This window comes from Candidatus Photodesmus katoptron Akat1, from assembly GCF_000478685.1.
In the GTDB taxonomy this organism is placed as follows: Bacteria; Pseudomonadota; Gammaproteobacteria; order Enterobacterales; family Vibrionaceae; genus Vibrio; species Vibrio anomalopis.
In genome coordinates this window covers 249,779-274,295 of record NZ_AMSD01000002.1, presented here as the reverse complement: position 1 = coordinate 274,295, position 24,517 = coordinate 249,779, and the positions used below count along the sequence as shown (strand labels likewise).

Annotated in this window: 23 protein-coding genes, 3 tRNA genes and 1 pseudogene; 11 read left to right on the top strand and 16 right to left on the bottom strand. The window is 31.0% G+C overall.

The genetic code is table 11. From position 1 onward, the window contains the following. Window positions 1-3: 3 nt before the first annotated feature. Window positions 4-1,464 (top strand): amidophosphoribosyltransferase, encoded by a 1,461-nt coding sequence (purF, locus tag O1U_RS03775; protein WP_016504068.1) that lies wholly within the window; start codon window positions 4-6, stop codon window positions 1,462-1,464. A gap of 12 nt (window positions 1,465-1,476) precedes the next feature. Here the strand turns inward: purF and znuB are convergent, their stop codons facing one another. Next, window positions 1,477-2,271 carry a zinc ABC transporter permease subunit ZnuB gene (gene znuB, locus O1U_RS03770; protein ID WP_040356565.1) on the bottom strand — a complete coding sequence of 265 codons (795 nt, stop codon included), beginning with the start codon at window positions 2,269-2,271 and terminating at the stop codon, window positions 1,477-1,479. An 11-nt stretch (window positions 2,272-2,282) separates the two neighbouring features. Then, window positions 2,283-2,990 carry an ATP-binding cassette domain-containing protein gene (locus O1U_RS03765; RefSeq protein ID WP_016504066.1) on the bottom strand — a complete coding sequence of 236 codons (708 nt, stop codon included), beginning with the start codon at window positions 2,988-2,990 and terminating at the stop codon, window positions 2,283-2,285. Between the two features lie 90 nt (window positions 2,991-3,080). Between O1U_RS03765 and znuA the strand changes: the two genes are divergently transcribed. Next, on the top strand, window positions 3,081-3,980 hold the full coding sequence (gene znuA, locus O1U_RS03760; protein WP_040356616.1) for a zinc ABC transporter substrate-binding protein ZnuA: 900 nt from the start codon (window positions 3,081-3,083) through the stop codon (window positions 3,978-3,980). A gap of 423 nt (window positions 3,981-4,403) precedes the next feature. Here znuA and pyrC read toward each other — a convergent pair whose 3' ends face one another. Next, on the bottom strand, window positions 4,404-5,444 hold the full coding sequence (gene pyrC, locus O1U_RS03755; protein WP_016504064.1) for a dihydroorotase: 1,041 nt from the start codon (window positions 5,442-5,444) through the stop codon (window positions 4,404-4,406). A 215-nt stretch (window positions 5,445-5,659) separates the two neighbouring features. Between pyrC and fieF the strand changes: the two genes are divergently transcribed. Continuing rightward, window positions 5,660-6,568: a CDF family cation-efflux transporter FieF gene (gene fieF / locus O1U_RS03750; RefSeq protein ID WP_034411785.1), complete on the top strand. Its 909-nt coding sequence runs from the start codon at window positions 5,660-5,662 to the stop codon at window positions 6,566-6,568. Between the two features lie 59 nt (window positions 6,569-6,627). Here the strand turns inward: fieF and O1U_RS03745 are convergent, their stop codons facing one another. The 4 genes from O1U_RS03745 to csrA all read right to left on the bottom strand — a co-directional run bounded on the left by O1U_RS03745 (window position 6,628) and on the right by csrA (window position 7,711). Beyond that, window positions 6,628-6,837, bottom strand: a complete 210-nt coding sequence (locus O1U_RS03745) for a cold-shock protein (protein WP_016504062.1) — start codon at window positions 6,835-6,837, stop codon at window positions 6,628-6,630. Window positions 6,838-7,238: 401 nt separating this feature from the next. After that, window positions 7,239-7,315, bottom strand: a tRNA-Arg gene (locus O1U_RS03740). A 37-nt stretch (window positions 7,316-7,352) separates the two neighbouring features. Continuing rightward, window positions 7,353-7,445 (bottom strand) — tRNA-Ser (locus O1U_RS03735). A 95-nt stretch (window positions 7,446-7,540) separates the two neighbouring features. Beyond that, window positions 7,541-7,711: a carbon storage regulator CsrA gene (gene csrA, locus O1U_RS03730; protein ID WP_016504061.1), complete on the bottom strand. Its 171-nt coding sequence runs from the start codon at window positions 7,709-7,711 to the stop codon at window positions 7,541-7,543. Between the two features lie 299 nt (window positions 7,712-8,010). Here csrA and O1U_RS03725 point away from each other — a divergent pair. From O1U_RS03725 to htpX, 3 genes are all read left to right on the top strand, one after another. Further along, window positions 8,011-8,087 (top strand) — tRNA-Val (locus O1U_RS03725). A 115-nt stretch (window positions 8,088-8,202) separates the two neighbouring features. After that, complete coding sequence (locus O1U_RS03720; protein ID WP_016504060.1) at window positions 8,203-8,727, top strand: SPOR domain-containing protein; 525 nt, start codon at window positions 8,203-8,205, stop codon at window positions 8,725-8,727. Between the two features lie 132 nt (window positions 8,728-8,859). Beyond that, complete coding sequence (gene htpX, locus O1U_RS03715) at window positions 8,860-9,738, top strand: protease HtpX (RefSeq protein WP_016504059.1); 879 nt, start codon at window positions 8,860-8,862, stop codon at window positions 9,736-9,738. Here the strand turns inward: htpX and O1U_RS03710 are convergent. The 7 genes and pseudogenes from O1U_RS03710 to aspS form a co-directional block, all read right to left on the bottom strand. Further along, complete coding sequence (locus O1U_RS03710) at window positions 9,735-9,956, bottom strand: hypothetical protein (protein WP_040356563.1); 222 nt, start codon at window positions 9,954-9,956, stop codon at window positions 9,735-9,737. The genes htpX and O1U_RS03710 overlap by 4 nt on opposite strands. A 77-nt stretch (window positions 9,957-10,033) precedes the next feature. After that, complete coding sequence (locus O1U_RS03705) at window positions 10,034-10,474, bottom strand: biopolymer transporter ExbD (protein WP_016504058.1); 441 nt, start codon at window positions 10,472-10,474, stop codon at window positions 10,034-10,036. After that, window positions 10,474-11,165, bottom strand: a pseudogene (gene tolQ / locus O1U_RS03700) (protein TolQ). Before tolQ ends, O1U_RS03705 begins: the two are co-directional and overlap by 1 nt. 228 nt (window positions 11,166-11,393) lie before the next feature. Next, entirely contained in the window at window positions 11,394-12,404 is a 1,011-nt protein-coding gene (gene ruvB, locus O1U_RS03695; RefSeq protein WP_016504056.1) for a Holliday junction branch migration DNA helicase RuvB, read from the bottom strand. A 58-nt stretch (window positions 12,405-12,462) separates the two neighbouring features. Next, entirely contained in the window at window positions 12,463-13,086 is a 624-nt protein-coding gene (gene ruvA / locus O1U_RS03690) for a Holliday junction branch migration protein RuvA (protein WP_016504055.1), read from the bottom strand. A 23-nt stretch (window positions 13,087-13,109) separates the two neighbouring features. After that, a complete protein-coding gene (ruvC, locus tag O1U_RS03685) occupies window positions 13,110-13,631 on the bottom strand; it encodes a crossover junction endodeoxyribonuclease RuvC (RefSeq protein WP_016504054.1) in 522 nt (173 codons plus the stop codon). 25 nt (window positions 13,632-13,656) lie between these two features. After that, window positions 13,657-15,435 carry an aspartate--tRNA ligase gene (aspS, locus tag O1U_RS03680; protein ID WP_016504053.1) on the bottom strand — a complete coding sequence of 593 codons (1,779 nt, stop codon included), beginning with the start codon at window positions 15,433-15,435 and terminating at the stop codon, window positions 13,657-13,659. Window positions 15,436-15,655: 220 nt separating this feature from the next. Between aspS and cmoA the strand changes: the two genes are divergently transcribed. Then, window positions 15,656-16,387 carry a carboxy-S-adenosyl-L-methionine synthase CmoA gene (gene cmoA / locus O1U_RS03675; RefSeq protein ID WP_102031401.1) on the top strand — a complete coding sequence of 244 codons (732 nt, stop codon included), beginning with the start codon at window positions 15,656-15,658 and terminating at the stop codon, window positions 16,385-16,387. A gap of 30 nt (window positions 16,388-16,417) precedes the next feature. Then, the gene (cmoB, locus tag O1U_RS03670) at window positions 16,418-17,389 is read left to right on the top strand and encodes a tRNA 5-methoxyuridine(34)/uridine 5-oxyacetic acid(34) synthase CmoB (protein ID WP_016504051.1); all 972 of its coding nucleotides are present in this window, start codon (window positions 16,418-16,420) and stop codon (window positions 17,387-17,389) included. Between the two features lie 51 nt (window positions 17,390-17,440). On the opposite strand, the gene lpxH is transcribed toward cmoB, so the two are convergent. Further along, on the bottom strand, window positions 17,441-18,166 hold the full coding sequence (gene lpxH, locus O1U_RS03665) for a UDP-2,3-diacylglucosamine diphosphatase (RefSeq protein WP_016504050.1): 726 nt from the start codon (window positions 18,164-18,166) through the stop codon (window positions 17,441-17,443). Between the two features lie 159 nt (window positions 18,167-18,325). Here lpxH and cysS point away from each other — a divergent pair, with 159 nt between their 5' ends. Beyond that, window positions 18,326-19,729, top strand: a complete 1,404-nt coding sequence (gene cysS / locus O1U_RS03660; protein ID WP_016504049.1) for a cysteine--tRNA ligase — start codon at window positions 18,326-18,328, stop codon at window positions 19,727-19,729. 78 nt (window positions 19,730-19,807) lie between these two features. On the opposite strand, the gene infA is transcribed toward cysS, so the two are convergent. Continuing rightward, complete coding sequence (infA, locus tag O1U_RS03655; protein WP_016504048.1) at window positions 19,808-20,026, bottom strand: translation initiation factor IF-1; 219 nt, start codon at window positions 20,024-20,026, stop codon at window positions 19,808-19,810. A 380-nt stretch (window positions 20,027-20,406) separates the two neighbouring features. Here infA and aroA point away from each other — a divergent pair, with 380 nt between their 5' ends. Further along, window positions 20,407-21,690: a 3-phosphoshikimate 1-carboxyvinyltransferase gene (gene aroA, locus O1U_RS03650; protein WP_016504047.1), complete on the top strand. Its 1,284-nt coding sequence runs from the start codon at window positions 20,407-20,409 to the stop codon at window positions 21,688-21,690. A 169-nt stretch (window positions 21,691-21,859) separates the two neighbouring features. Further along, window positions 21,860-24,502, top strand: a complete 2,643-nt coding sequence (gene topA / locus O1U_RS03645; protein WP_016504046.1) for a type I DNA topoisomerase — start codon at window positions 21,860-21,862, stop codon at window positions 24,500-24,502. Window positions 24,503-24,517: the final 15 nt, after the last annotated feature.

Below are 24,517 nucleotides of genomic sequence, written 5' to 3'. Positions count from 1 at the left end.
AGTATGTGTGGTGTTGTTGGAGTGGTGGGTACCGTACCTGTTAATCAAGTGATTTACGATGCCCTGATAGTATTACAGCACCGTGGTCAAGATGCAAGTGGAATTTGTATCATAGAAAATAATTGTTTTCGTTTGCATAAAAATAATGGCTTGGTAAGAGATGTTTTTCAATCAGAAGATATGCAACATCTCCAGTCAGGCAATTTTGGCATCGGTCATGTTCGTTATCCAACAGCTGGTACCTCAAGTGCATCAGAGGCTCAACCATTCTTTGTCAATTCTCCTTTTGGTATTACACTTGCACATAATGGTAATTTGACAAATGCTCATCAGGTACGTAAAAAATTATTTGAACAAAATCGAAGGCATGTTAATACCAATTCTGATTCAGAAGTTTTGCTTAATGTGCTTGCACATGAGATTGATAAGGTTCAAGGAATTGTTACATCGAAGGATGTTTTCCAATCTATTTCTAATGTACATAAAATTATTCGAGGTGGTTATGCAGTTGTTGCGATGATCATCGAGCATGGACTTATTGCATTTCGAGATCCTAATGGTATTAGACCTTTGTGTTTAGGTATGCGTAAGCAAAGCGGATCTTTTTGTGAGTATATGGTTGCTTCAGAATCAGTAGCATTAAATGCTGTTGGTTTTGATTTTGTTAGAGATGTAGCACCTGGTGAGGCTATCTATATAACATTTCAAGGTGAAATATTTACTCAGCAGTGTGCTGATAAACCGAGGTTAACTCCTTGTATTTTTGAATTTGTTTATTTTGCAAGACCTGATTCATTTATAGATAAAATTTCAGTATACAGTGCTCGGATTGAAATGGGGAAAAAGCTTGGTCAACGTATTAAAGAAGAATACTCTCATTTAGATATTGATGTGGTCATTCCTATTCCTGAAACTTCATGTGATATTGCTTTGCAAATAGCGTACGCAATTAATAAGCCATATCGACAAGGCTTTGTTAAAAATCGTTATGTAGGTCGTACATTTATTATGTATGGTCAAAAGCAGCGTAAAGAATCAGTACGCCGTAAGTTAAATGCAATTAGTTCTGAGTTTAAAGATAAGAACGTATTGTTAGTTGATGATTCAATTGTTAGGGGAACTACATCAAAGCAGATTGTTGAAATGGCACATGATTCAGGAGCGAGACAAGTTTTTATGGTATCTGCTGCTCCAGAGATTCGGTTTCCTAATGTTTATGGCATTAATATGCCTAATTCTAATGATTTGATTGCTTATAGACGAAATAGTAATGATATTTGCAAGAGAATAGGTGCCAACGAACTAATTTTTCAAAGATTAAATGATTTAGTAGATGCAGTAGGTATTGGAAATCCAGATATTGATGAATTTGAGACCTCAGTTTTTAGTGGAATATATGTTACTGGTGATATTGATCAAAAATACTTAGATTTTCTTGAATCTCAGTATATTAATGATACATAATTCGGATTATGTTTATGTTGAGGATCTAACAAATGTTATAGTTTGGCTTAATATAAACATTGCCGTAGCACTTATCACTATTGATGGACCTGATGGTGTATCTACAAACCAAGAAAGAACAAGACCAAGAAGGACTGAAATTATACTGACAAAAGAAGCAAAAATTGCCATTTGTTCTGGAGTCTTAGAAAAAGGTCTAACGATTGCAGGAGGAATGATAAGCAATGAAGTAATAGTTAATACTCCAATAGATCTCATACCTACAGCAATAACTAAACCAAGGATGAGCATTAATAAAATTCTTATAATGTCTACATTTAGTCCTTCGACTGAAGCTAGATCCTCATTGATTGTTACTGAAAGCAATGATCTCCAGAATAAAATTAGGACTACGCTAGCTAATGATACCATAGTATAAATAGCTAACAAATCCATTGGTGATACTGATAGGATATCACCAAATAGATAATCCATTATATCTACTCTTATATCATCTAAAAAACTAACGGTGACAAGTCCTAGTGAAAGGAAACTGTGTGCAAGAATTCCAAGCAATGTATCAGTTGAAATTAATCTTTGTTTTTGTAGTAAAACTAGAATAAAAGATAATAATAGAGAACATATTATTAAGGAAAAATAAATATTGATATTTAATAAGAATCCTAATGAAATTCCCATAAGTGATGCATGTGCTAAAGCTTCACCAAAATAGGCCATCTTTTTCCAAACGATAAAAGATCCCAATGGTCCGGCGATAATGGCGATACCCAAACCAGCAAGAAAAGCAGGTAATAAAATTTCAATCATTGTAATTGATACTAGTCAGAGTGATTATGATGATGTTTATACAAAGATAAACCTAACTGATATTGACCAAATAGTGCTGCATATTTAGGATGTTTTTTGATACTTTCTGGTGAACCAGCACAGCAAATACGACGCTGCAAACAGATCACATTATCAGTTTTTTCCATTACAAGATGTAAGTCATGAGAAGCCATAAAAACGGCGCAGCTAAAAAGTTGACGAATCTTGTCTATCAATTTATAAAGTTCTCTCTGACCTTGCACATCAACACCTTGTGCTGGTTCGTCAAGAACCAATAAATCAGGACGTTTCAATAAAGCTCTTGCAATAAGAATACGTTGATTCTCTCCTCCAGAGAGTTGATGCATACTATTTTCAGAGAGATTTTCTATACCAACTAATTTGAGTGTTTTTCTCAATTCTAGATTATTAACTTTACCTGATAGTTTAAGGAAACGTTTGACACTTAGTGGTAATAAATAGTTTAAATTTATTTTCTGAGGAACATATCCAATATGAAACTTCCTGTATTTTTTAATAGTTCCAGAATAAAGAGGTTGTAATCCTAATAAAACTTTTAAAAGTGTCGACTTACCAGCACCATTTGGCCCAATTAGAGTAGTTATTTCACCTTTTTTTATGGTAAGAGTAATATCATCAAGGATATCATTTCCTCCTAGACGAACTTGTATTCCTGTTAACTTCACTAAAATAGACACGTATATTAAAACTCATTTGCAATTTAATAAATGTTGAGTGTAGCATGTGGGCTATGTTTAAATCTATATAATTGCTTTTATAATTTAATTATGAGAACTTTACTTTTTTCAATTATATTTACCATGATTCCTAGTTTAGCTTTAGGAAAGAGCATATTAACTACTATTAAACCTATTCAAATGATAGTATTAGAACTCACTGATGGAGTTGCTAAACCAGATGTTTTGCTTTCTGGTAAAACATCACCGCATGGTTATGCGTTACGTCCTTCTGATATAAAAAGGATTCAAGATACAGATTTGATGATTTGGTACGGACGTGACTTAGAACCATTTCTTGAGAAACTTCTTGAAAATAAAACGAATGTACTGACGTTAAGTAAAATTCCTGAACTTAAATTAAAAAAATATCATAGACATGAACATCACCACCACGGATATGAAGAGCATCATGGACACGAACATCACCATGGATCTTATGATCCTCATTTTTGGTTAGGTAAAGAACCTACTATCCAAGTGGCTCGTGCTATTGCAGATAAACTTCGAGAAATAGACCCAAAAAATAAAGCTAAATATGAAGCTAATTTTTTAAGTTTTTCCAAACAGTTTAAAAAGGTATCAAAAATTATTGGGAATCAATTAAATTCTATAAAAGATAAGGGATATTATGTATTTCATGATGCTTATAGTTACTTTGAAATAGATTATTCTCTTAATCATTTAGGACATTTCACTGTAGAACCAACTAGAAAACCTGGAGCAAGAACGTTGTCATTAATTCATGCTGATTTAGTCAAAAATAAAGCTGTATGCGTATTCTCAGAACCACAATTTGTTCCAGACGTAGTTTATTCAATTACTAGAGGGACTAATGTAAATATAGGTGTTTTAGATCCTATAGGTAGTAATATTAATGTAGAAAAAGGTAGTTATTTTGTTTTCTTAAAGTCTTTAGCCCATAGTTTTAGTAACTGTTTGAGCAAGTAACTTATTTTATTTTAATTATTTGTGTGTTTAAGAGAGTTTTTTTATTTGTCTGAAAATTAGATAGATAGGTAGTTTCATTTGATATTCAGTAAAACTTTAAAACTTCACTTTTGCTAAAAGGATGAATCTATCCATCAGGCAATTTAATTAAGTAAGTTTTTAAGTTTAACATAAGGTCCTTTATATGTTAAGAATCACTACGATATTGCTTTTTATAGTTTTTATTTTTTTTGCTTCGTTATAAAACAAAAAAATACAGAAGTGTTTTATTATTATCCTGATTAGTATTTTTTTTGTTTATATGGGATCCTTAATGTTAATCGAACTGTTATGTCATTGACATAACTATTATAATTGGATAGTTTTAAAGGTGGTAGAACAATTTTTTTAATCAATTGAATTTAAATAAAAAAATATTTATTTTTACTTACATTCTTTTACTTTCCAACTAATACTCGATCCACTTCGAATTGGTACAACAACATCATCTTTACCAAATGGAAAGGTTTCTTTTACAAACCATGTTTCTTTAACTAATTTTATAGTATCTGGATTGCGTTTTATACCATAGAAATCTGCACCATTATGGCTTGCAAAAGCTTCAAGATTTTTTAGTCTGCCTTCTTTTTCAAAAACTTCTGTATAAAGTTCTAATGCTGCATGTGCTGTGTATAATCCAGCACATCCGCAAGCTGATTCTTTTTTAGTTTTGCTATGCGGCGCAGAATCACTTCCTAAAAAGAATTTTTTGTTTCCACTTGTTGCTGCTTGAATAAGAGCTTGCTGATGCGTATTACGCTTAAGAACAGGAAGACAGTAAAAATGTGGCTTAATACCACCTGCAAGCATATGGTTACGATTATATAACAGATGATGTGCTGTAATTGTTGCAGCTACATTATCATTAGCGTTTTTAACAAAATCAATTGAATCAGAAGTGGTTATATGTTCTAAAACAATTTTTAAATTTGAAAAATTATTTATAATTTGAGGTATAACAGTACTTAAAAAAGCTTTTTCACGGTCAAAAATATCAATATTATCCCCTATAATTTCACCATGAATTAGCAGTGGTATACCTAATTCTTCCATTTTCTCTAGTGGACTATAGATATTTTTAATAGCAGTAACTCCTAAATAAGCATTAGTAGTTGTCCTAGACAAGTACAGTTTAGAAGCAAGTATAATACCAGATGCTTTTGCTGTTTGGATTTCTTTAGCACTGGTATTATCTGTAAGATATAGTGTCATTAAAGGTTTAAAATGAGGATTTGAATTTCTATCTAATATTCGAGTACGATAGGAGGATGCCATAGCAGTTGTGATAATTGGAGGTTCAGTATTCGGCATAATAAGCGCTCTACCATTGTACTGACTAATATCTCGGACAGTGTCAACTAAAACATTGCCATCACGAAGATGGACATGCCAATCATCAGGACGAGTTATTGTAAATGTTATCATAATTCAACAAATAAGGATTAATTAAGCTGGTTAAAGCTATAGAATTTTATTTATTTTATTTTCAATAATAATAAATTCTAATTAATAAAGCATTATTTAGAATTTATCTGTATCCAGTTAAATTTGTCATAGTATAAATAATCATAACAATTTATATTTCCTATTATTTTACTGTAATATTAATTCTAATTTTATTATTGGTGATTATACTATATATGAAAAAAGAGTATTCATATTTAGTTAGTATATGTTTATGTATATCAAGCATGGTTTCCATTTTTCTTCTTATTATCAAGATGATTATCTGGTGGAGTACAGGTTCAGTTAGTTTATTGGCTTCATTAATTGATTCTTTATTTGATATAATTATATCTATTATTAATATTATAGTAGTACGTTATTCATTACAACCTGCTGATAAAGAACATGCGTTTGGTCATGGAAAAGCAGAATCTCTTTCAGCTTTAGCTCAAGCAATGTTTATTTCAGGTTCTTCATTTTTTTTAATTTTAAATGGTGTTGAACGTTATTTTCATCCATATAAATTACATTCTCCTGAATACGGTATTTATGTTAGTTTAGTTGCTATTGTAATTACTTATGCTTTAGTAAGTTTTCAAAAATATGTTTTAGAAAAAACTAACAGCCAAGCAATTGCTGCTGATTTTTTACATTACAAAGCTGACTTGTACATGAATGTAGCAGTTATACTAGCGTTAGGTTTCAGTTACTATGGAATTGAAGAAGCGGATTCTATTTTTGCTATTGGGATTGGTTTTTGTATTTTATATAGCGCATTTAAAATGCTTGTAGGGGCTATTAATAATTTATTAGACCATAAATTACCTGATGATGAAATAGAAAAGATTCTCAGTACTTGTTTATCTACAAAAGGAGTATTAGGTGTGCATGACTTAAGGACCCGTATGTCTGGCCCAGTTCGATTTATTCAATTTCATTTAGAATTACAAGATCAGATTCCTCTTTTAGAGGCTCATAATATTTCAGATAAAGTCGAAGCTAAATTACTAAAGCTATTTCCAGAAGCAGATATTATGATTCACCAAGATCCACGTTCAATAATTAGTAAAAAAGAGAAAAAAAGACCAGGACGAACTATCTAAGCATTTGAAGGAATACAAATTAAGAACGTCTTAGTCTTTTTTATAAGCAAAGAAAAGTATTAGATAACTTTAATATTTTCAGCCTGAGGCCCTTTTTGTCCAGTGGTCACTACAAATTCTACTCTTTGACCTTCAACTAATGTACGAAAGCCATCACCAGAAATTGCGGAGAAATGAGCAAATACATCTGGCCCATTTTCTTGTTGAATAAAACCAAATCCCTTAGTTTCGTTGAACCACTTCACTGTACCAGTAACTACATTAGACATGAAAGAATCCTTATAACAAAAAATTAAATGTGCTGAGCCAAATTTGGCGCGGATAGCATGGAAAAGTAGATTGCTATTGCGTACGGATACAGCGAGGAAACCAAACAAAATCCAACGAAAGTATATGTAGACAAAGAACTGCATTTCTAGCTAAGACTGATTCTAGTATAATAATTGACTAAGTCAATTAATACTTTATTAAATACATTAAGTTTTTTTATATTTTAGTTAAATTTAGCATTTTGACTTACAATAAATGATTTTTTTGTCAAAATAAAATGAAAAATATTAACTCTAGTAGACTTAAAAAGCCAAAAACAGTAGATTTGTTAGATAATGATTAGATAACTTTTATTAGGATAGGGAAAAGTAAGTATATGTTATATTTTTATTTCTGCAAATGGCGCGTCCTGAAGGATTCGAACCTCCGACCGCCTGGTTCGTAGCCAGGTACTCTATCCAACTGAGCTAAGGACGCGGATTATTTTTATAATGTAATTAAGCATAACGAAACTTGGCGGTGAGCGAGGGATTCGAACCCTAGATACAGCTATCAACCATATACTCCCTTAGCAGGGGAGCGCCTTCAACCACTCGGCCAGCCCACCGCTTTCGAATAATCATATATGTTACGATTTATTAAGAATATGTCAAATATTTTGTTATGTTGTATTGTTTTTTTCAAAATTTTTAAAAATGAGAATTAATTGTCTTTAAATTGAATCTGAGTATAAATTTCTTTTCGGTGCACAGAGACATCTTTAGGAGCATTTATCCCAACTCGAATTTGGTTTCCTTTAATACCGAGAACTGTAATTATTATTTTATCACCAATCATGACACTTTCACCAATACGACGAGTTAAAATGAGCATGGTTTACTCCTTTAAAGATATTTTTCTTTTGATAGTAATGCTTATTTTGATTTTTTTATTAGAATTGATTTTGTATAGTGTTTTTTATTTAATAAATCATAACGATGTAAAATGTCTAGTGTTTTTAGAGTTAATTTAAGAAAATCATACACTAAGGTAATTAAAATTCGAATTATAATAAAAACTGAGCAACAAGTTAATGATAAAGATATTTTTCATTAAATACACGTGCTATTATTCATACTATTGAATAGATTTTTTAAACTAATTCTGGTTTTTATTTTCCTTACGTTATTTTTGCGTCCGTAGCTCAGTTGGTTAGAGCACCGCTTTGACATAGCGGAGGTCAGTGATTCAAATTCACTCGGACGTACCATTGTAAGGTAATAAAAGTGCTCAAAATGTTGTATGTTTTTTTAGAATAGACTAAAAATATTCATTTTTTTATTTTAATAAATAATTTTTTGCAATTAAATTAAGATAAATATGAGATGTATCCAAGTAGAAATAAGGTTGATAAGAAAATATTTTTCTTTGCACGTAAAGTTTGTTGGATTAGTTTTATTGCTTTTATATTAATTATTATGTTATTTTATCTAGTAAGTTTATTAGATTATGGATTACAGTTTAATTCTAAATTAAACGTAAAGAAAACTGTTGGAAACATATCTAAGCCAATTGCTGAAATTCCGCCGTTACCAAAAGAGCAATGGGAGTATATTGATTCCTTACCTAAGAGAAAAGTTGAGGTAGAACCTAGGAAGCAAATACTTTCTCAGGTTTCTTATATTATGCAATGCGGTGCATATAAAACATTGAAACAAGCAAAGGCTCGTAAACTTGATATAGCATTCCATGGTATTCAAAGTAATATTCATAAGAAAAAAGATAGCAGTTTGTGGTATTGTGTTGTGCTTGGACCATATGAACTTAAACGACATGCTGAACGAGATAGGCATCGTTTACAACGCAATAAGATCGAACCTTGTGAAATTTGGAAAGCAAGAATAAAATAATCATACAGCCTGATAAATTTGAAAATTTCTTTTAGAAGGATAAAGTCCCGATTATTTTGAAGTTATTAGTAATAAAGATTATTTAAATCGATAATTTTCCCCTATATAAGTTTTTATTGGAGGAGTGATGTAATGAAACGGATAGCGTTATTTCTGGCAACTAATGTAGCTGTTGTTTTAGTGCTTAGTATTGTTTTAAATTTTATATATTCAGTGGCAGGGATTCAATCTTCTAGCATGATTGGTTTGCTTGTTTTGGCAACAGTATTTGGTTTTGGTGGTTCTTTTATCTCTTTATTTCTTTCAAAGACAATGGCTATTCGTTCTGTGTCTGCTTCGGTTATAAAGAAACCTCGTAATGAAATGGAGCATTGGTTGTCTGAAACTGTCACTTGCCAAGCTAAAAAGATGGGAATCGGTATACCAACAATAGCTATTTACAAAGCTGAAGATATGAACGCGTTTGCTACTGGTGCTAAACGTGATGATGCTTTGATTGCTGTATCAACTGGTCTGTTGAATAATATGACGAAAAAGGAAGTTGAAGCGGTATTAGCACATGAAATCAGTCATGTAGCTAATGGTGATATGGTTACTATGACATTAATTCAGGGAGTGCTTAATACGTTTGTAATTTTCTTTTCTCGTTTTATTGCCAACATTGTTGCTTCAAATAATAGTGGGGAAGGAGAAGAAACTGGACCTAATATGATGGTTTACTTTTTTGTTTCTTTAGTTCTTGATTTAGTATTCGGTCTTTTAGCTAGTATAATTGTTATGTGGTATAGTCGTCAACGTGAATTTCGCGCTGACTCTGGTGCAGCAAGTTTAGTTGGTAAAAAAAGCATGATTTCTGCATTGCAACGTTTAAGAACAAATCCAAACTCTAAACTTGAGAGTTCTATGGCAGCATTCGCTATCAGTGGAAAGAAATCTGTACTTAGTTTGTTAATGAGTCATCCTCCGATCCAGAGAAGAATTGATGCGCTTCATTTTAATAGCAGCAATTAATGTTGTTCAGCTAGCCTTTTTACTTCTTGTTGTTCAGCTAGTCTTTTTGCTTCTTGTTGTTCAGCTAGTCTTTTTGCTTCAGATTTGTATTGATATTTTGTTTTAAAATCATGATCAATAATCATAGCTTCAAGCATATTTTCAGATTTTTTAAAGTTTAATCTGGATGTTGATATGTCAAAAACTATCTCTTTCGATAAAGATATAAACAGAAACACATGAAGACCAATTGATATAGCAATAGGTTTTAAATGAATTTTTGTTTTTTCTATGATATATCATGAAATAATGAACTTTATTCCTTGATATCTGTTAATAATCCAACTTTGCTAATCCCAGCATAACGTAAGGCTTCCAGCAAAATAATAATTTTTGAGTATGGTGTTAAAACATCACCACCGATAACTACTATTGAACTTGGTTGAATTAGTAATTCTTTTTTTACTCTCAAAATTATGCTTTCAATTGAAAAATCTTGTTGCAATTTTTTATTATTAACACTCAATCCTAACTGACCTTTTTGATTAATTTCTATAACAAGAAAGTTAACATCTTTTTCCTTTAGTAATGCAGAAGCAGATTCAGCGGCCATATTTGGTAAATCTACATCAACCCCTTTAAAAAATAATGAAGATGATGAAACCATAAAAATAATTAGAAGAACTAACATAACATCAATGTATGGAACAACATTAATCTCAGATATTATCTTTAAATTTCTAGTCTGACTATACATTACTGTTCCTGTGCTAACATCACTAAACGATATAAAATGCTATAGAATTCTTCTAAAAAAATACTATAACTATTTTCAAGTTTACTCACCTGAGTGCTAAAATAATTGTAAGCCATCATGGCTGGAATCGCAGTAAAAAGTCCGATTCCAGTAGCAACGAGTGCTTCAGCAATACCTGGAGCCATCATTGTGAGACTTGCATGATTTGTTCCTCCACCTAAAGAAATAAAAGTGTTCATAATACCATATACAGTTCCAAATAGACCAATATAGGGACTTATAGAAGCTATAGTAGCTAAAAATCCAAGATCTGTTGATAATTCATTAATTCTTTTCGAAAGCACAATACGCATTGAACGCTTCGTACTTTGCATTATAAATTCAGGAGAATTAGAATTTGATTTACGCAGTCGAATAAATTCTCTAAAACCTAAATAAAAAATCTCCTCAGAACCTGAAATTTTATCTTTACACTTTTTAACATCCTGGTAAAACTTAAAAAGGTCTGCTAAACTAGATCCAAATTTATCTTCAAAAATATCTTCATGTTTAAATGCTTTAAATAAAATCATGCTACGTTTGATAATGAGAGTCCAAGAAACAATTGATAAAAAAACAATATAAATATCACTATTTTTACCAGAAAACTTGCTTGTAAAAATAAATCAATAACTGAGAAATGAGTTATCATCTGTAATTAACACTCCAACAATGGCTAGAATTTGCTTAATCGCATACTTTCAAAAAATAAAAACAAATAACTGCCTAATAATAATTTTTATGCTACATTCCACAGAAGTTTTAAAAAATTTTAATAATGAATGATGCATCTTGCTCTGCATGAAATGACAATAAAAACGAACATTGTATTTGAAACAAATCAACTATTTTATCTATATAAAAGAAAACAAAGATACTTTTACATCGTTTTTTTTAATCCAAGATGGAAATAGGCCTTTTCTGTAGCAACCCTCCCCCTTGGTGTACGTTGGATATAACCTCCTTGAATTAAGTATGGTTCTAGAACATCTTCTATAGTATCTTTTTCTTCAGCAATAGCTACTGCTATATTATCAAGTCCAACAGGCCCTCCAGAAAACTTAGTTATTATTGTCAATAATAACTTTCTATCCATATAATCAAAACCTTCTGTATCAACATCAAGCATATCAAGTGCTTGAGAAGCTAAGTTTAAAGAAATATGACCATTACCTTTTACTTCAGCATAATCCCGAACACGACGTAATAAACGATTAGCTATACGAGGTGTACCTCTAGAACGACGAGCAATTTCTAAAGCACCTTCAAGTTCTATTGAAATACCAAGATAATTTGCAGAACATAGTATAATATTCTTCAAATCCGCTACGTGATAATACTCTAAACGTTGAGTAATACCAAAACGATCACGAAAAGGTGATGTTAAAGATCCTGCTCTAGTAGTAGCGCCAACTAAAGTAAACGCTGGAAGATCAATTTTAATTGACCGAGCGGCTGGTCCTTCGCCTATCATAATATCTAACTGATAGTCCTCCATTGCCGGATATAAAACTTCTTCAATGATAGGATTTAAACGATGTATTTCATCAATAAACAAAACATCATGTTCTTCCAAATTAGTTAAAATTGATGCTAAATCCCCTGCTTTTTCAAGTATCGGTCCAGAAGTAGAACGAGTATTAACTCCCATCTCATTAGCTACGATATTGGCTAAAGTTGTTTTTCCTAAACCAGGAGGTCCAAAGATTAATAGGTGATCAAGAGCTTCATCACGTAATTTTGCAGCTTTAATAAAAAGTTTCATTTGAGAACAGACATGTTTTTGTCCATGATAATCTGATAACTTTTTAGGACGGATTGAGTCCATAACAATATCTTTTCTTTTAGAAAAAGAATTATCTAGTCTTATTAAACGTTCTGATTCAATCATTATATCTATCCTTAATCAATAATTGGAGTATAATACATCTATCTGTAAAGCAAATACTTCAACTCATTGATTTTAGAGCTGCATAAACTAAACATTCACTTGTCATATCTGGTTTTGCAATCTGAGATACAATTTTTGATGCCTTCATTGGTTTATAACCTAAAGCTAATAAAGCACTAATTGCTTCTTCTTGAGCATGAGCATGAACTTGAGACAATGCTAATTTTTTATTTAAAGCAGATTCATTTAATATAGAATTAATTGGTCCTTCAAAATTCCCATCTTTAAGGCGATCTTTCATTTCTAAGATTAACCGTTTTGCCGTTTTTTTACCTACACCAGGAAGTTCTAATAGAGCTGAAATATCTTCTCTTGCAACACAAGAAATAAATTGACTGGCTGACATTTTATAAAGAATGTTCAATCCTAACTTTGGTCCGATACCATTAGTTTTTATTACTTCTCGAAATAAAGCCCGCTCTTTTAGAGTATTAAATCCATAAAGCAACTGAGCATCTCCTCGAATGATAAAGTGAGTATAAATAATCACCTTTCTCCCAACATTTGGGAGATTATCAAAACAACTGATTGGCATTTGCATTTCATACCCAACACCATTCACATCCATTAATAACTCTGGCGGTCGTTTCTCAAGAAGGATTCCATGAAGACGTCCAATCACAATAAACCTCTCTAAATTAAAAATCAAAGATATTTTCTTTTCTTTGATATATGAAGGTTATTAGATAATAAATTAATAGTTTTATGTGTATGTGCATGACAAATAGCTACACCTAAAGCATCAGCAGCATCAGAATTTGGCTTTTTAGTTAATTTAAGTATATGTTGAACCATAGTTTGAACTTGATTTTTTTCAGCACGACCTGTGCCTACTACTGCTTGTTTAATTAAACGTGCAGCATATTCATATATAGGCAATTCTAAATTTTCGGCTGCAACAATTGCTGTTCCTCTAGCTTGACCTAGTTTAAGAGCTGAACTTGCATTTTTAGCGATAAAAATTTGCTCAATCGCAAATACATCAGGTTGAAATTTAGAAATAATTTCGGTAATTCCAAGATATATTTTTCTTAATCTTCCCGATATTTTTTTTCCTTTATTTAAAATACATCCACTGTCTAAATAAAAAAGGTTAGGACCTTGTTGATCAATAAGTCCATACCCAGTAGTACGAAAACCAGGATCAATACCTAAAATAATTGACATGTAGTAATCCTTTAACTTGCTGATATTAGATGTTTTTCTTTTTATTTGATACAGACAAATTCAATTCTTCAAGCACTAATGATTTTATAAAACTTGGTGCACTAGTCAACAAACAAGCTGCTGAGGTTGTTTTAGGAAATGGAATAACATCACGTATATTTTCAGTACCACAAAGTAGCATGACCAAACGATCTAAACCAAATGCAATACCAGCATGAGGTGGAGTACCAAATCTCAAAGCATTCAGTAAAAAACCAAATTTTTCTTGTTGTTCATGTTTTTTAATTCCTAAAAGTTCAAAAACTGCTGATTGTATATCTCTATTATGAATTCGAGCAGAACCACCACCTATCTCATAACCGTTCAAAACCATATCATAAGCACTAGAAACTATAGAAACAGGATCAGTCTTTAGTTCTGTTACGCTTAAATTTTCTAGAGGCGATGTAAAAGGATGATGCATAGCATAAAAGTTACCTTCATTATCCTTTGAAAACATCGGAAAATCTATAACCCACAATGGAGCCCAGATAGAATAATCTATTAATTTAAGGTCCTTACCTAATTTAATACGAAGAGCACCTAACGCTTCTGTAACAATATTTTTCTTATCTGCTAAGAATATAATCATATCACCAGATTTAGCTTGAGTGCGATCTAATATACTATTAATTATTGCATCACTCAAAAATTTAGCGACTGGTGAACGAATAGCATTTTTAATACCAATACGCAAATCACCAATTTTCATCCATGCTAAACCCTTAGCACCATACATTTGAACAAATTTAGAGTAATTGTCTATTTTTTTACGACTCAAAACAGCACCACCAGGCAAACATAGAACTGTAACACGACTATTTATATCATTAGCAGGAATTGAAAAAGTTTCAAATGTAATACATTTTACAAGATCTGCAATATCAATTAACTCTAATGGATTACGTAAATCAGGTTTATCAGAACCAAAACGACGCATTACTTCACTAAACTTCATCACTGGAAATTTACCTAAGTCAATACCTAGTAATTTTTTCCACATATTACAAATCATTTTTTCAGTAATTGCTTGAACATCTTTTACTTTCATAAATGAAGTTTCAATATCAATTTGAGTAAATTCTGGCTGACGATCTGCACGCAAATCTTCATCACGAAAACATTTAACAACTTGATAATAACGATCAAAACCAGATATCATAAGCAACTGCTTAAATAATTGAGGAGATTGAGGTAAAGCATAAAAACTACCTTTTCGAGTACGGCTTGGTACCAAATAATCACGAGCACCCTCTGGAGTTGCTTTTGTTAGTACTGGTGTTTCAATTTCTAAAAAACCTTTGGCATCTAAAAAATTACGCATAAACCTTGATGCTTCAGAACGCAGTTTTAAACGTTTGTACATTTCAGGACGGCGTAAATCTAAATAACGATATCTTAAACGCTGTTCCTCTGAGTTGTCTTGCTTAAAATCAATAGGCAAAGGTTCACTTCGATTAATTATTTTTAACATTGTAGCAAGTAACTCAATTTCTCCAGTTGGCATATCCTCATTTATCTGTATTAAAGGACGAACACGAACAATACCTGTGATAGCAATACAAAATTCATTACGCAACTCATTAGCAATAGAAAAAATCTTAGCAGTATACGGTTCAATAACAACTTGAACAACACCAGAGCAATCTCGCATATCAATAAAAATTAGTCCGCCTAAATCACGACGAGAATGAACCCAGCCACAAAGTTTTATAGTTTGTCCAACAATCGATTTATCAAGTTCACCAGAATAATGAGTACGCATTAAAAATCTCTCTAAAATATAATCCTTTAAATATCATACATTTTTATGAACATTCTCACTACTGAATAAGAAAGGTTAAAGCTAGTCTAAAATAAATATACATGACTTAATCAATTATAATATATTTAAAATATCGAAAATATTCTTTGTATTTAAGATGACAATATTAAATAATCTGCCATATAAATTACCTTTCAAAATATGACAGACAGCAATGGATATGAATGACAATAAAGACACTCTTTTTTCAACATTAGTTGATAGAGTTACTGACTTTACTTTTAATGAACAAGTAGCTCAAGTCTTTCCAAACATGATTCAACGTTCTATTCCAGGATACAATAATATTATCTCAACCATTGGTATATTGGCAAAACGCTTCGCTAAACCCTATTCAAGAATATATGATCTAGGTTGTTCATTAGGTGCCGCAACGATTTCAATGCATAATCAAATTAATCAAAAAGGATGCCGGATTATCGCAGTAGATAGTTCAAATGCCATGGTACAACGTTGCAAAGCGTATCTTAACAAACATCAATTAACTATTCCAATTAAAGTGATTAAAGCAGATATTCGTAATGTTAAAATTACTAATGCTTCCGTTGTTGTACTAAATTTTACACTACAATTTATTAATCCAAAAGATAGACAAAGCTTACTCGAAAACATCTACTCAGGTCTTCGTTCTGGTGGAATTTTAATTTTATCTGAAAAGTATATTTTTGAAAATGACGTTTTAAATAAACTTTTAATCAAACTTCACCATGATTTTAAACGCAAAAATGGATATAGTGAACTAGAAATAAAACAAAAGCTCATCGCACTTGAAAATGTAATATATCCAGATTCAATAAAAACCCATAAAATACGATTTAAGGATATTGGTTTTTCAAGCAATGAAACTTGGTTCCAATATTTTAATTTTGGTGCTATGATTGCAATTAAATAACTTTCATTTATATTCATTTAATATGTAAAAATGATTAATTTTTCTAGTTTTTATGAAGTTATCTCTCAAACTACTTCTCTTCAACCTTGGTTAAATACTTTACCTAAACAATTAACATATTGGATAAATGCTAAGAACTCAAATTTTAATCATTGGATTAAAATTTTAAATAAAATTCCGGATACCATACCGGATAATATTGACTTAAAATACTCAGTTTCTATATCTAATAATCACATGATAAATGCAGGAAGGCTTAAACAAATAGAACAATTATTAAAAAGTCTTTCTCCATGGAGGAAAGGTCCATATTCTATATATGATATTTATATTGATTCTGAATGGCATAGTGATTGGAAATGGAATCGTTTGCTCCCACATATATCAAACCTAAAAAATCGTGTAATCTTAGATGTTGGTTGTGGCAATGGTTACCATCTCTGGCGTACAGTAGGTGAAGATACTCAGTTGTCTATAGGAATTGATCCTTCTCGATTATGTTTTATTCAATTTGAAGCAATTAGAAAACTACTTGGGAATGATCAACGAACTCACCTATTACCTTTAGGTATTGAGCAACTTCCAAAACTTAAAGCTTTTGATACGGTTTTTAGCATGGGAGTATTATATCATCGTCGGTCTCCTATTGATCATCTTATTCAACTTAAAGATCAGCTTAGATCAAAAGGTGAATTAGTTCTCGAAACGCTAGTAATTGAAGGAGATCAAAATACAGTACTTTTTCCAGTAGATCGCTATGCTCAAATGCGCAACATATATTTTATTCCTTCAGCATCTGTATTGAAAATATGGCTTAGAAAAACAGGATTTAAAAACATACGAATTGTAAATACACAAACTACGAACATTAATGAACAGCGTCAAACCAAATGGATGATGCATAATTCATTATGTAACTATCTAGATACTAAAGATTCTAGTAAAACAATTGAAGGCTATCCAGCTCCAAAACGAACAATATTAATTGCTAACAAACCTTAAATATCTTAATAGATACTGACCGTTACGTTAAGATGAAACAAGCATTTTATTTTAGTCGAAAGGACGAATTTGCAATTCATATCTATTTTTATAGTAAAACAAAATAGATCCATGATGATTCCAATCTCCAAGAACAATTCTAATTTTATTACCTTTGTCTGTATTTAATTGATGAATGTTTGGTATATGCGTATGACCATGAATCATTAAATCAACATTATGTAAATCAAAAACTTTTTCAACCTCACTAGCTGTCACATCCATAATATCCAATGATTTAAACTTCTTTTTTCCCCTAACATTAGATTGAATTTTATTTATAATAATCCTCTTAAAATATACAGGAATGCAATTAAATAACCATTTCAACCAGGGTTTTCTAACTTTTTGTCGATATTTTAGATATTTTACATCACGTGTACATAAAGTATCACCATGTAAAATAACTGCTTTACGATCATATAAATCTATAACTGCTTCATCTGAAAGTAATCGTATTCCTGTATATTCGGCAAAACGTGTACCAATTAAGAAATCTCTATTACCTCTAATAAAAAAACATGGAACACCTGAACTAGTCAATTTTTTAAGCTCATCTTTAATTAGTGTAGCAAAGCTGGAATTATCATCGTCGCCAACCCAAAAATCAAATAGATCACCCAATACATATACTCTATCAGCTTTAGAAGCTTCTTCACGCATAAACCTAATAAAACAATTAGTAATTTTAGGCAATAAAGGTGTTAAGTGAAGATCTGAAATAAATAATATAGTCATGATAAGAGTCGTATACCAGCTAGCTGATCCTTCAAATAAAATTATTCAAATAAGTAATAAGTTTTAAAAAACTAATAATAATTGTAGAGTATACAGATAGAAATAGTAGATAAAAAACACCTCTAATGAAAAAAAACCTTAATCACTAATAAAAATGTCATGCTAAGAATATATAACACACTAACAAAACAAAAAGAAAAATTTAAACCGATTTCTGATAATAAAGTTGGGATGTATGTCTGTGGGGTAACTGTTTATGACCTTTGTCATATTGGCCATGCTCGTACGTTCTTATCTTTTGATATAGTCTCTCGCTATCTACGATACCTAGGTTATGAACTGACATTTGTAAGGAATATTACTGATATTGATGATAAGATCATTAATCGTGCTTCTGAAAATGGTGAATCATGTAAATCTCTTACTCAACGCTTGATTTCTGAAATGCACAATGACTTTGATAAATTAAATATTAATAGACCTGATATTGAACCTCATGCAACCCAATATATAAAGGAAATCATAAATTTTATCAGAAAATTAATAAAGCGTGGTTTCGGTTATATAGGTAATAATGGAGATGTTTTGTTTGATGTTAGTAAGTGCCATCATACTATTAATTATGGAAAACTATCAAATCAAAATCTTAAAAAGTTACGGATAGACATTACTATTGATACTCAAAAAACGAAGCGTAATCCACTAGATTTTGTATTATGGAAAATGTCAAAACCTGGAGAACCTGCTTGGAATGCACCTTGGGGTATGGGACGTCCAGGTTGGCATATTGAATGTTCAGCGATGAACTCTGCAATTCTAGGTAAGCATTTTGATATCCATGGAGGCGGATCTGATCTTAAATTCCCTCACCATGAAAATGAAATTGCACAATCATGCTGCGCAAATGATACTCAGTATGTAAATACTTGGATGCATACTGGCATGATGATGATTAATCAAGAAAAAATGTCTAAATCTCTAGGTAATTTCTTTACAATCCGTGAGTTATTACAACAATATAATCCCGAAACTTTACGTTATTTTTTAACATCAGGACATTACCGTAAGAAACTTAACTATACTAAAGAAAGCCTAAAACAGGCAAATTCTTCTTTAAAACGCTTATATACTTCTTTACTAGATTTGAATATGGATATCCCAATCAGCACTAAAGATGAAAAATATTATGCAACTCGTTTTATTAATGCGATGGATGATGACTTTAACACGCCAATAGCTTACTCTATTTTATTCGATATGGCTCACCATATTAATCAACTTAAAACTAATAATATCTATAAGGCTAGTGCTCTTGGAAATTTAATGCTTAAACTTGCAAATATAATTGGTATTCTTTACCAAAAACCAGAAACTTTTTTAAAAGGAAAGAAAAAGAATATAAATAAAAATCAACTTTCAGAGATTGAAACTCTTATTAAACATCGTAATGATTTACGTGCTTTAAAAGATTGGGTTAATGCAGACATAGCACGAAATAAACTAGAGCAAATGGGCATTATTTTAGAGGATACAAAAACAGGAACAAATTGGCGTCGAAAATAATAATAATACGCTAATAATTTTAAATTTTAAAAAATAAAAAGTTAAACTAAATAATTATAGTAGCAATAAAATAAACAATTAACGAGAACGGAAAACAATGCGACCTTTCGATAAGTCATAAGGAGTCATTTCAACAGTTACTTTATCTCCAGTAAGAATACGAATATAATTTTTACGCATTTTACCTGAGATATGAGCAATAACAAGATGACCATTTTCTAATTCAACGCGAAACATTGTATTTGGCAAAGTATCAAGAACAGTGCCTTGCATCTCAATTACATCTTCTTTAGCCATTTTATCCTCTTCTAAATTAATTTTGGTAAAAACAAGTGCCTTTACAGACACAATTTTTCCGTTAAAATATACTCTGAATGGTATTTTACCTTTGCTAGAACTGATTTACCAGTTTTCTCATAAAAAACAAATTTATTATTTCTCATTAAGTTATTATTTATTATCAAATAAATAATTTATATAGATATAGAACTAAACAGTTAAGCTCTCAGTATTAAACTAGTATGAGTACGGCTAAGGTTATAATTAGATATTAGTTCTCATAAAAAACGAATTTTTATGAGAATGGGAGTGCGAAGTTTTTCTTATTTAAATATCTTTTTTAAAAAAATCAAATGCTTATATACTAATATTAATAATATCTACTGAAGATTACTTCAATGAAAAACCTTATTTTACAACCTATTCAAAAAATCAATGGCGAAATTCAATTACCTGGTTCAAAAAGTATATCCAATAGAGCATTATTGCTAGCTGCTTTAGCTAAAGGTAATACTCGTTTAATTAATCTTCTAGATAGTGATGATACTTATTATATGCTAAATGCTTTATCTAAATTAGGTGTTTCCTATCACTTAACCAAAAATAAAAAAAAATGCGAAATAGAAGGATTAGGTAAAGTATTTAGTACACCTAAAGGGAGGTTAAACCTTTTTCTTGGTAATGCAGGAACAGCAATGAGACCATTGACAGCAATTTTATGTTTGAGTCAAGGAGAATATATATTAACTGGTGATAAGAGCATGAATAAACGTCCCATCTTTCACTTGGTTCAAGCTTTGCATAAAATAGGGGCTAAAATTGAATATTTAAAAAATAAAGGGTATCCACCTATAAAAATTACTGGTAATACTTTAAAAGGAAATTGTATTTTTATTAATTCTTCTGTTTCCAGCCAATTTTTAAGTGCTATTTTAATGTTAACTCCTTTGATAGAAAAGAAGATTATTATAAAAGTTGAAAATTATTTAGTATCAAAACCCTATATAAATATTACATTAAATATCATGAAAATTTTTGGTATTAACATAATTAATAATAATTACCAAGAATTTATAGTTCCTAAATACCAATCGTATATTTCTCCTGGTGAGTTTTTAATAGAAAGTGATGCTTCATCAGCATCCTATTTCCTTGCTGCTGGAGCAATTAAAGGTGGAAAAGTTAAAGTTAAAGGTATCTCTAAAAAGAGTATTCAAGGTGACATTGAATTTGCTTATGTACTAGAAAAAATGGGGGCAAAAATTGAATGGGGGGAAAATCATATCATCTCTCATGTTAGCCAACTTAACGGAATAGACATGGATTATAACCATATGCCAGATTCTGCTATGACTATTTTGATAGCAGGATTATTTTCTGAAGGTATAACTACTGTACGCAATGTATACAACTGGCGATTGAAAGAAAGTGATCGTTTATTTGCTATGGCAACAGAATTAAAAAAATTGGGGATTACAGTTAAACAAGGAAAGGATTATATTAGTATTAATCCAGCTAGATGGTTTAGGCATATTGCTATAAATACATATAATGACCATCGAATTGCCATGTGCTTTTCTTTAATCGCATTAGGTAGTATGCCTATAACTATTAAAAACTTCACATGTGTATCAAAAACTTTCCCTAATTACTTCGATGAATTACTTAAATTAACCTGTTAGAATTTCTCAGTAATGAACACCTTTTTTTTATATTAAAAAACAGCACTTTTTTAATAAAAGAAGTTTAAAGAACAGGATTTTCAGAAAAATATTTATTTTAAAAATAACAGTACACTATTATTAATTGATAGAAACTTATCTTATATTATTCCTTAAAGGTATTTGAATTATGAGTAAATCACTCGTCGTAGTCGAATCTCCTGCGAAAGCAAAAACCATAAACCAATATCTTGGTAAAGATTTTATCGTAAAATCTAGTATTGGTCATGTTCGTGATCTTCCAAAAACAGGAAAAAGTTATTCAGGAAACAAAACAGATACCCTTTCTACTAAAGGGATGACTATTGAAGAAAAAACACGAATTAAAAAAGAAAACAAACAGAATACTCTGATTAAAAAAATAGGTATTAATCCATTTCACGGATGGACAGCAAATTACCAAATCCTTCCAGGTAAAGAAAAAATTGTATCTGAATTAAAAGAATTAGCAAAAAATGTCGACAATATTTACCTTGCAACTGATTTAGATCGAGAAGGAGAAGCTATAGCTTGGCATCTTCAAGAAATTATCGGAGGGGATAAAGGTCGTTATAAACGCGTAGTATTTAATGAAATTACAAAAAACTCCATTCAACAAGCATTTAAACAACCTATTGACTTAAATATGAATGGAGTAAATGCACAGCAAGCACGTCGATTTATGGATCGTATTGTTGGATTTATGGTTTCACCTTTATTATGGAAAAAGATTGCTAGAGGTTTATCTGCAGGGAGAGTTCAATCTGTCGCAGTCAAAATTTTAGTCGAACGAGAGCAAAAAATCAAAACATTTATTCCAGAAGAATTTTGGGATATTTATGTGAATACATTAACTAAAAATAATAATTGTCTTTGCTTGCAAGTTATAAAAAAAAATAATCTAACTCTAAAAGTAGCTAACAAAGCTGAAACTAAATTAATTACTAAAATATTAAAAAATGCAGAATACGAAGTTTGTAACCGAGAAGATAAATCAACTTTAAAAAAAGCACCTGCTCCATATATTACTTCGACATTGCAACAAGCAGCAAGCACAATATTAGGATACAGTGTCAAAAGGACTATGATTTTATCTCAAAAACTTTATGAAGCAGGTTACATCACGTATATGCGTACTGACTCTACCAATTTGAGTGTTGAAAGCATAGAATCGGCACGTAAATATATTGTTAATGAATTCGGGAAATCATATTTACCAATTAAATCTAACATATATAATAATAAACCAGGTGCACAAGAAGCCCATGAAGCTATTCGTCCTTCAGATATTACAGTCCAAGCTCAGAAATTAAAAAACATGGATCAAGATGCATGTAAATTATATACATTAATCTGGAATCAATTTATTTCATGCCAAATGACAGAAGCTCAATATCATTTAACAAAGATTTATGTAAAAGCAGAAAAATATATATTACAATCTAAGGGGCGAATCTTAAAATTTGATGGATGGACACGTGTTCAACGCCCATTTGGAAAACAAAATGAAGAAAAATTACTTCCAACAGTTCAGATTGGAGATAAATTGAAATTTAATCATATAAAAACCAAGCAACGTTTTACAAAACCACCAACTCGTTTTACCGAAGCCTCTCTTGTTAAAGAACTTGAAAAAAAAGGAATTGGTCGACCATCAACCTATTCTGCAATTATTTCTACTATTCAAGAACGTGGTTATGTGAAATTAGAACAACGCCGATTTTATTCAGAAAAAATGGGAGAGATTGTTACAGATCGTCTAAATACTAGCTTTGTTGATTTAATGAACTATAATTTCACAGCTAGAATGGAAAAACAGCTTGATCAGATCGCTGAAGGTAATGCCAATTGGAAAACTATTCTAGATGGCTTTTTTAATGATTTTACTCATGATTTACAACGAGCAGGAAAAGATATCAAATATGGTGGAATGAAACCAAACTATATAGTAGAAACTAATATACCATGTCCAACATGCACACGACCAATGGTAGTTAGAATAGCATCAACTGGAGTATTCTTAAGCTGTTCTGGATATGAATTATTACCAAAGGATCGTTGTAAAACCACAATTAATCTGAGCAAAGAAAATTGGAATAACAACATCTTATCAGAAGAATCAGAAACTGCTGCTTTGCGAGCTAAAAAACGTTGTCAAAACTGTAAAATGGCAATGGATGCATACTTTATTGACGATAAACATAAAATACACCTTTGTGGAAGCAATTCATCATGTACTGGCTATATTATTGAAATTGGACAATTTAAAGGACAAGGTTATTCTGGTCCTCTTATTAAATGCGATAAATGCAATGCTGATATGCTACTCAAAAACGGTCGATTTGGGAAATATATGGACTGCACTAGCAGTGATTGTAAAAATACTAGAAAAATTTTAAAAAATGGCGAAGTAGCACCGCCAAAATTAGAACCAATACACTTCCCTGAACTACCTTGCAAAGATTCAAATGCTTATTTTATATTACGTGATGGTGCTTCTGGTTTGTTCATGGCAGCAAGTAATTTCCCAAAATCTCGTGAAACAAGAGCCCCATTAGTTAAGGAACTAATTAACTTTAAAGAGCGCCTACACTCTAAGCTTTTGTATTTAACATTGGCTCCAAGTGAAGATCCTAGTGGTCTTTCTACAGTAATTCGTTTTAGCCGTAAATCAAAAGAAACCTATGTTCGTTCCGAATTAAACGGAAAACCTTCTGGTTGGAGTAGCTTCTATATTGAAGGAAAATGGGAAATTATGGACACACGAAAAAAAACTCTAAATAGAAGCAAATAAACCAAGAAACTATTT